Below are 7439 nucleotides of genomic sequence, written 5' to 3' on the forward strand. Positions count from 1 at the left end.
CTCAGGACGGGTACGATGAAGACGTTGCGATTGAACTCGAACGACAGGGCGGTGCTGCTCGGCTCCTGCTTTTTCGAAAAGCTGCCGGCGGCGGCATCGAGCGCCATTCTCGATGATATCGTGGTTTCCACCCACGAGGAGCACGACATACTGTTTGGCCAGGGCGAGGCGCTGGACCATGTCTTCTTCGTGCTTTCCGGCCTGGTGCGGCTTTACCGGCTGGGCAAGGACGGTCGCGAAGCGGATATCGCCGTCTTCCCGAAGGGCGAGCTGTTCGGCGAAAGCGCGATGTTCCTTGGCAACCGCGCCACCGCCAACGCCCAGGCGATCGAGACGACGATGCTCGCCCGCATCGACAGCCGCAGGCTCCGCAAGCTGGCCGAACAGTCACCCGAGATCGCCGACGCGCTGATGCAGCTTCTGTGCCGGCACGCGCAAATGGCCGAGGATTGCCTGGCCGAAGACCGGCTGCTGACGGCGCCGCAGCGGGTCGCAAGCTATATTCTCGGCAATTGCCCCGATGGCATCACCAACTTTTCCTTCCGCCTGCCCTTCCAGAAGAATGTGTTGGCCGGCAAGCTTGGCCTGGCGCCCGAGGCACTCTCGCGCGCCTTCTCGGCCCTTCGCCGCTCCGGCGTCACCGTCAAGGGTCGCGTCATCGAGATCCACGACCGGCAGGCGCTGGAGCGCTTCTGACGCACTGACAAGCTCAGGCGCCAGAAGCAACAAAAGCGGAAAGCGTCAAAGCCCACCGTGCAGCGTCAGGAAATCGACGATCCGGTTGATGCCGTCGCCGCGCTTCATGTCGGTAAAGACGAAGGGCTTTTCCGCCCGCATGCGCGTCGCGTCCCGCTGCATCACGTCGAGATCGGCGCCGACGTAAGGGGCGAGATCCTTCTTGTTGATGACCAGAAGGTCGGACTTGGTGATGCCCGGCCCGCCCTTGCGCGGGATCTCCTCGCCCTGGCAGACCGAGATGACATAGATCGTCAGGTCAGCGAGATCAGGCGAAAAGGTCGCCGCGAGATTGTCACCGCCGGATTCGATGAAGACGACATCGAGATCGGGGATGCGGCGGTTGAGATCGGCGATCGCCTGAAGATTGATCGTGGCGTCCTCGCGGATCGCCGTGTGTGGGCACCCGCCGGTCTCCACCCCGACGATGCGATCGGACGGCAGCGCCTGCATGCGCACCAGCGCCTCGGCATCTTCCTTGGTGTAGATATCGTTGGTGACGACGGCGACGGAGTACTTCTCCCGCATCGCCTTGCAGAGCTTGTCGGTCAGCGCCGTCTTGCCCGAGCCCACCGGCCCGCCGATGCCGACGCGAAGGGGACCGTTCTTCGATGCCATCTGGATGTCCTTTCAAGGTGGAAGCAATTCCGGGAAAGTGTGAAGCAGCTTTCCGTCTGAAATTGCGCAGTTCTATAGATTACGAACGGAAGAGCCGCGAATGCAGGCTCTCGTGCCTGAGCGCCGAAATATCCGCTGTCATCGTGGCCGAGCCGAGATCGTCGAGCGAGGCGCCGGCGGCCTTGACGGCTGTCGCCGCGATGACCGGTTCGAGCGCTGCGATGACACCGACGCCATCGCGTTGGCCGGTCACGCCGCAACGGATCGCCACCGAGACGGCGTTCGAGACCGAGGCGTTGAGATAGGCGGCAAGCGCCGGCTCGAGGCCCGTTTCATGGGCGCCGGCGACGGCACCGACTGCGACCGGATAGGCGACACTTTCAGGCAGCGCATCGAGAACCGGATGCGGCCATGAGCGCGCCGCTGCCAGAAACGCCTGGCCCTGCAGCATGGTTTCCATATGGCGCTCTCGGCCTCCCGCCAGGGCTTCGGCAAGCTCTGCCGCCGCAGCCAGACGGGCATGGTCGTTCACGGCGCGATAGCTCTCGGCCAGAAGCAGCGCGTCGTTCCAGCCGGAGCCCTGAGAGACGACGGTCTCAAGCCAGGTACGAAGCGCGCCGGCGTCGGTCACCAGAAGGTCGTGAACCGCCTGCTCGAGCCCGCTGGAATAGGAAAAGGCGCCGACCGGAAAGGCCGGCGACATCCATGTCGCGAGGCGAAGCAGCGCTTGCGTGTCGACCCGCTCAGCCATGGTGGTGATGGCTATGGCCATGGTTGTGGCCGCCGGCATGGTAGGCGCCGCGCAGCGGATGGAAAGGCAACGATACGTCGCTCACCGCCGCGCCCAGGCCTTCGAGCATCTGGCGGATCACCGGATCGCGGGCAATCAGGATGCGGTTTTCTTCGAACTGTGCCGGCAAATGGCGATTGCCGAGATGCCAGGCAAGCTCGATCAGATGCATCGCGTCGCGTGGGCAAATTTCATAGAGCGCTTCCGGTGCCGCGACGATGCGGATATGGCCGCCGCCCTCAAGCACCAGGAGGTCGCCATCGGCAAGCATCACCGCTTCCTTGAGATCGAGCATCACCACATCGTCGTTTTCGAGATGCAGCAACTTGCGGCGCAGATGCCGCGCGTCATGCGTCAATGTCACGCTATGAAGCGGCGCAATTTCGGCAGGGCCGGGCGAAAGAACCTCCGTCGAACGATAGGGCATCGTCAGAGAACCTCGACCTTTTCCGGCGTCACGAGTTCGATGCGCGCCTCGACCAGCAGGTCGGCCATCGCCGCCTGAAAGGCCTTCAGATGCGGTTCCTCGAAATGCGCGTCGACGGCTGCCTTATCCTTCCAGGTTTCGACAAAAACCAGCGCATCGGGCTCGGCCGGCTTGCGGTAGAGATCGTAGGTGATGCAGCCGGCTTCGCGCCGCGTGGCCTCGATCAGCGGTGCTGCAAGCGACACCACTTCCTCCCCCTTGCCCGGGTGTGCGGTCAGGTAGGCGATAATGTAAACCATTGAACCCTCGATATCTTTTCTGTCGGCTACTTTAGCAAGAAAAAGCACTGGCGCCAGCGGGGAGCACGGCTTTTCACACGCCTGCGGCGACTGGGACCGCGCAAGAAAAAGCCCGAAGACCGGATCCGATCTTCGGGCTCTTTCCAATCAGGAACGATAGGTCGCTGCCATCAGGCGGCGAGCTTCTGGGACTTCAGTGTCTCCAGAATGTTCTGCGGCGAGGAAACGCCATAGGGGTCGCTGTCGCAGTTGTCGGAATAGCCTTCTTCCTCGAACCACTGCTCAACAACGCCGTTGTTGACGACGGCAGCGTAGCGCCAGGAGCGCATGCCGAAGCCGAGGTTGTCCTTGGCAACGAGCATGCCCATCTTGCGGGTGAACTCACCCGAACCGTCCGGGATCAGCTTGACGTTTTCGAGGCTCTGGGACTTGCCCCAGGCGTTCATGACGAAAGCATCGTTGACCGAGATGCAGTAGATCTCGTCGACGCCTTCGGCGCGGAAATCGGCCGTCAGCTTCTCGAAATCGGGCAACTGGAAGGTCGAGCAGGTCGGCGTGAACGCGCCCGGCAGCGAGAACAGCACGACGCGCTTGCCTGCGAAGTAATCGTCGGAGGACACGTCCTCCCAGCGGAACGGGTTCGAGCCGCCAACGGCCTCGTCGCGAACGCGGGTGCGGAACGTTACAGCGGGTACTTTTCTGCCAAGCATCGTCATCTCCTTTGGACCACGATGATCTGGGTCGGCTCGACCAAAATCATCAACGTGATCGTCTCTTGTAAGTTAGAGCGGGATACATGCGGGAAACCGCAAGCCGCTCTGGCGCAGCTCTCGGTCGGCAGGTCTTGGGAGGATTGCTGGCAACCGAGGAAGGTCAGCTGTCTTCCTATCGGATCTTGCGCTGCGGCGCAGCACGAAAGGCCCCAATTCACATGCAAGCATGGCAGCCATGCGGTGACCGCATGGCTCCAATCGGCCCGTCATTGCTCAGTTATGGAGCCGCAGCGACAACCCAAGACTTGGCGGAACCGGGTTCCACAGGCCGGTTCGCAAGCCCGCCTCTCGCAACGCCCGCGCCGTCCATGTGTTGCAGCCGAAGAGCGCGTTGAAGCTGCCGCCAGCCTCGAAGAAGCGGTCGTTGCCATTGTAGGAAAAGCCCTCGACCGGAACGACGGCTCCGGCCTCGCGGGTGAAGCTCTCGGCCACAAAGTCGAGCAGCCGATCGTATCCCGCTGCGTTCAGCTCGAAGCCGGCGACGGCCGCCTGCGGTTCTACAATCCGGCCGGCGATATCCACATGCATGACCGAGCGGTCGAGCGTCAGCGCCTTGAACACCGGCCCGGCCTTCAGCTCCGACCAGGTCGGCGTTTCCAGATAGAAGGAGCGCCCGCCCCAACCGAAGATCAGCCATTCGGCCTGCGGATGCGCAAGCGGTACGCCGGCCGCCTCGACAAACCCGAACCGCGCCCGGGTCTCGTCCGTCAGAGGTATGGCGATGTCCGTGTGGATCGGGCCGGAAAGCAGAAGGATGCGGGTGCCCCCCGTTCCAGCCGCAGCGGCGGAAACCGGCAGGAGTGGCCGCGGCAGCAGGGTTCCCGCGACGACGGCAAGTACCGCCGCCATCAAGCCGAGGAAAGCCCATTTCAGGCCACGCTTCATTCCCCGTCCCTGCCTGCTCTAGAACAGGAAGTAGCGCTGTGCCATCGGCACGACCGTCGCCGGCTCGCAGGTCAGAAGTTCGCCGTCGGCGCGCACCTCGTAGGTCTCCGGGTCCACCTCGATATGCGGCAGCAGGTTGTTGTGGATCATCGACGCCTTGCCGATGCCGCCGCGGGTGTTGCGGACAGCCACGAGTTGCTTGGCGACGCCGAGCTTGGCGACAAGGCCGGCATCGAGCGAGGCCTGCGACACGAAGGTGACGGAGGAGCTGGTGCGGTTCTTGCCATAAGCGGCAAACATCGGCCGGTAGTGCACCGGCTGCGGCGTCGGAATGGAGGCGTTCGGATCGCCCATCGGCGCCATCGCGATCGAGCCGCCCAGCAGCACGAAGTCGGGCTTTACGCCGAAGAAGGCCGGGTTCCAGAGGACGAGATCGGCACGCTTGCCGACCTCGATCGAGCCGATCTCGTGGCTGAGGCCGTGGGCGATCGCCGGATTGATCGTGTATTTGGCGATGTAGCGCTTCACTCGGAAATTGTCGTTGTCGCCGGTTTCCTGCGGCAGCGGCCCGCGCTGGCGCTTCATCTTGTCGGCGGTCTGCCAGGTGCGGATCGCCACCTCGCCGACGCGGCCCATGGCCTGGCTGTCCGACGAGATGATCGAGAAGGCACCGATATCGTGCAGGATGTCCTCGGCCGCGATCGTTTCCTTGCGGATGCGGCTCTCGGCAAAGGCGATGTCCTCGGGGATCGACGGCGACAGGTGATGGCAGACCATCAGCATGTCCAGATGCTCGGCCAGCGTATTCTTGGTGTAGGGTCTCGTCGGGTTGGTGGACGACGGAATGACGTTCGGCTGGCCGCAAATCTTGATGATATCAGGCGCGTGGCCGCCACCCGCCCCTTCCGTATGGAAGGCATGGATGGTGCGGCCCTTGATCGCCGCAATCGTATCCTCGACGAAGCCGCTCTCGTTCAGCGTGTCCGTGTGGATCATCACCTGAACGTCGTATTCGTCGGCAACGCCGAGGCAGCAGTCGATCGCCGCCGGCGTCGAGCCCCAGTCCTCGTGCAGCTTCAGCGAGGTGGCGCCGGCAAGCACCATTTCCACCAGAGCACCCGGCCGCGAAGCATTGCCCTTGCCGGCAAAGGCGATATTCATCGGGAAGCCATCGGCCGCCTCGATCATGCGGGCGAGATGCCAGGGACCGGAGGTGCAGGTGGTTGCAAGCGTGCCATGCCCCGGCCCGGCGCCGCCGCCGAGCATGGTGGTCAGCCCGCTCACCAGCGCTTCCTCGATCTGCTGCGGGCAGATGTAGTGGATGTGGCTGTCCATGCCGCCGGCGGTGATGATCTTGCCTTCGCCCGCAATGACCTCCGTGCCGGGACCGACGATGACGGTGACGCCCGGTTGCGTGTCCGGGTTGCCGGCCTTGCCGATGCCGGCGATGCGTCCGTCCTTGAGGCCGATATCCGCCTTGACGATGCCCCAGTGGTCGACGATCAGCGCGTTGGTGATGACAGTGTCGACGGCACCCTCGGCGCGCGTCATCTGGCTCTGCCCCATGCCGTCGCGAATGACCTTGCCGCCGCCGAACTTCACCTCCTCGCCATAGGTGGTGAAATCCTTTTCCACCTCGACGAAGAGTTCGGTATCGGCGAGCCGCACCTTGTCGCCGACCGTCGGGCCGAACATGTTGGCATAGGCCGCGCGCGACATCTTGTAGGGCATGGTTCAGGCTCCTTGGGACGAAGAAGAAACGAGATGGAGGCGGCGAAGACGGCCGCCAGCCGCAAGCGCGTCGACATGGCGGCGCTCGGCGGCGAAGGGATGCCATTCCCAGCCGACATGACCAAAGCCGGCAAGAACGACATCGTCGTCAGGCGTCGCAAGATGCGCGAGGATATCGGCAATGACGATCATCCCGCTCGACGGAACGACGTAAGGATCTGGCGAAAAGCCGGCGAGATCCTGCTCCACCTGCTCGTGCACATCGACCGGAACGACGCGAAAGCCGCGGTTGGTCGAGCGGGCGAAGCTCTCGAAACCGACAGTGTAATCGTCGCAGAAGTCGTCGAGGTCCGGATGCGTTTCCGCAAGCCCGGCGCGCATCGCGGCAAACTTCGCGCCGGAACGAACGCACCAGATCTCCCGCGCCTGGCGCACCGCGGCATTCGTCTTCCAGCGGCCACCGCCCAGCATGGAAATCCCCGGTCGCCCGGTGTTGCAGACGGCGACGATATCGGTCCTGTGGCCGCCGGAGCCGACAGAGCGGCAATCGTTGAAGCGCACGACGAGATCGGCACCATCGATCGTCGCGCCGGCGCCGTCAGGCACCTCGCCATTGCCCACGATCATGATGACGCGGCGAGCCTGCAATGATCAGTTCCCTTGGGTTTCGAGAAATTCGTTGAGTTCGGCGGTGCGCTTCTGCGTGAGCTGGGCAAGGCAGCCCGAAACCAGCATCGGCTCCGCCTGGCCGCCACGGGCCTGGAAGCCGGCAAACTCGCATTGACCGTCGCGATAGCCGATCCAGGCGCGCTGCGCCGTCTTCAGCGCCTCGACCGCGCCAATATCGGCGCCTTCCAGCTCCTTGTCGACATTCTGCGCCGCCGTCATCGCCTGCCGGTAGACTGCATTCAGCTCCGCGTCGGCCGCTTCATATTCCTGGTAGGCGCAGTCATTCAGATCCGGCTGAGTGATCGCATTCGCACAATCCGCGTCCGGCTCGCCCTCGGCGAGCGCCGGCGCAGCAAGCAGCAGAAGCAGCCCGAGAACCGGAAGCGCCCTCATAGCTTGCCCATCACCTGCTGGCGGAAGCCATAGACCTCGCGCTTGCCGGAAAGCGGTATCAGCGTCACCTGGCGCGTCTGGCCCGGCTCGAACCGCACGGCCGTGCCGGCGGGAATGTC

At 63.9% G+C, this 7439-nt stretch carries 11 protein-coding genes; 1 reads left to right on the forward strand and 10 read right to left on the reverse strand.

The window, feature by feature from the left end:
• Positions 1-15: 15 nt before the first annotated feature.
• Positions 16-696 carry a Crp/Fnr family transcriptional regulator gene (locus tag L981_RS21430; RefSeq protein ID WP_043620773.1) on the forward strand — a complete coding sequence of 227 codons (681 nt, stop codon included), beginning with the start codon at positions 16-18 and terminating at the stop codon, positions 694-696.
• 45 nt (positions 697-741) lie between these two features.
• On the opposite strand, the gene ureG is transcribed toward L981_RS21430, so the two are convergent.
• The 10 genes from ureG to L981_RS21480 all read right to left on the reverse strand — a co-directional run.
• Positions 742-1353: an urease accessory protein UreG gene (gene ureG, locus L981_RS21435; protein WP_034794155.1), complete on the reverse strand. Its 612-nt coding sequence runs from the start codon at positions 1351-1353 to the stop codon at positions 742-744.
• A 79-nt stretch (positions 1354-1432) separates the two neighbouring features.
• The gene (locus tag L981_RS21440; protein ID WP_043620776.1) at positions 1433-2104 is read right to left on the reverse strand and encodes an urease accessory protein UreF; all 672 of its coding nucleotides are present in this window, start codon (positions 2102-2104) and stop codon (positions 1433-1435) included.
• Positions 2097-2570, reverse strand: coding sequence for an urease accessory protein UreE (gene ureE, locus L981_RS21445; protein WP_043620778.1), 474 nt, complete (start codon positions 2568-2570; stop codon positions 2097-2099). Before ureE ends, L981_RS21440 begins: the two co-directional genes overlap by 8 nt.
• Positions 2571-2572: 2 nt before the next feature.
• Positions 2573-2869, reverse strand: a complete 297-nt coding sequence (locus tag L981_RS21450) for a putative quinol monooxygenase (RefSeq protein ID WP_052201929.1) — start codon at positions 2867-2869, stop codon at positions 2573-2575.
• A 170-nt stretch (positions 2870-3039) separates the two neighbouring features.
• The gene (locus L981_RS21455) at positions 3040-3579 is read right to left on the reverse strand and encodes a peroxiredoxin (protein WP_034794163.1); all 540 of its coding nucleotides are present in this window, start codon (positions 3577-3579) and stop codon (positions 3040-3042) included.
• Positions 3580-3855: 276 nt separating this feature from the next.
• Positions 3856-4527, reverse strand: coding sequence for a TIGR02117 family protein (locus tag L981_RS21460; protein ID WP_043620782.1), 672 nt, complete (start codon positions 4525-4527; stop codon positions 3856-3858).
• 18 nt (positions 4528-4545) lie between these two features.
• Entirely contained in the window at positions 4546-6258 is a 1713-nt protein-coding gene (gene ureC, locus L981_RS21465; protein WP_043620783.1) for an urease subunit alpha, read from the reverse strand.
• A 3-nt stretch (positions 6259-6261) separates the two neighbouring features.
• A complete protein-coding gene (locus L981_RS21470; protein ID WP_082006112.1) occupies positions 6262-6906 on the reverse strand; it encodes a Urease operon accessory protein in 645 nt (214 codons plus the stop codon).
• A 3-nt stretch (positions 6907-6909) separates the two neighbouring features.
• Positions 6910-7320: a lysozyme inhibitor LprI family protein gene (locus tag L981_RS21475; RefSeq protein ID WP_043620786.1), complete on the reverse strand. Its 411-nt coding sequence runs from the start codon at positions 7318-7320 to the stop codon at positions 6910-6912.
• On the reverse strand, positions 7317-7439 hold a 123-nt coding region (locus tag L981_RS21480), incomplete at its 5' end, for an urease subunit beta (protein WP_043620788.1). The genes L981_RS21480 and L981_RS21475, both read right to left, overlap by 4 nt.

The organism is Ensifer sp. ZNC0028 (assembly GCF_000799055.1).
In the GTDB taxonomy this organism is placed as follows: Bacteria; Pseudomonadota; Alphaproteobacteria; order Rhizobiales; family Rhizobiaceae; genus Ensifer.